The following is an 847-nucleotide window of genomic DNA, read 5'->3' as shown; positions in this document are numbered from 1 at the left end:
ACCAGGATCTCAGCCATGATTCATTGCTCCTGATCGATCGTTGGATTCGCGAACGGGTGGGACTAGATGAACTTCTGGTCGGCGAGGAAGCCGGCGAGCGCCTTGCCGCCCTCGCCCTCGTCCTTGACGACCGTGCCCGCGGTACGCGCCGGACGCGCCGTCACCGACTCCACCGCCGTCCACGAACCCGCCAGACCGACCTCACCGGCCTCAATACCCAGGTCGTCCAGGTCCAGGGACTCCACCGGCTTCTTCTTCGCCGCCATGATCCCCTTGAACGACGGGTAGCGCGCCTCGCCCGACTGGTCCGTCACCGACACCACCGCCGGCAGCGCCGCCTCCACCAGCTCCGTCGCCGAGTCACCGTCCCGACGGCCCTTCACCACACCGCCCTCGACCGAGACCTCCGACAGCAGCGTCAACTGCGGCACACCCAGCCGCTCCGCCAGCAGCGCCGGCAGCACACCCATCGTGCCGTCCGTCGACGCCATACCACCGATCACCAGATCGAACCCGGTCCGCTCCAGCGCCTTCGCCAGCACCGCCGACGTCCCGATCACGTCCGAACCGTGGATGTCCTCGTCATTGACGTGCACGGCCTTGTCCGCACCCATCGACAACGCCTTGCGCAGCGCGTCCTTCGCATCGTCCGGACCCACCGTCAGCACGGTCACCTCGGCACCCTCGTTCGCCTCCGCGATCCGCAGCGCCTGCTCCACCCCGTACTCGTCCAGCTCCGACAGAAGGCCGTCCACGCCCTCCCGGTCGGTGGTGTGGTCGTCCGCGAAACGACGGTCACCCGTCGCGTCCGGCACGTACTTCACACAGACAACGATCCTCAAGCTCA

The 847-nt window shown here is 67.7% G+C and carries 1 protein-coding gene; it reads right to left on the bottom strand.

Annotated elements, in window-relative coordinates; translation table 11 throughout:
- Positions 1–62: 62 nt before the first annotated feature.
- A partial coding sequence (locus tag VR45_RS25645) for an electron transfer flavoprotein subunit beta/FixA family protein (RefSeq protein ID WP_234326151.1) occupies positions 63–847 on the bottom strand: 785 nt, incomplete at its 5' end.

The organism is Streptomyces sp. NRRL S-495 (assembly GCF_000966955.1).
GTDB lineage: Bacteria > Actinomycetota > Actinomycetes > Streptomycetales > Streptomycetaceae > Kitasatospora > Kitasatospora purpeofusca.
Note: the sequence above shows the minus strand (reverse complement) of the source record. Positions and strands in the feature narration are given on the sequence as shown.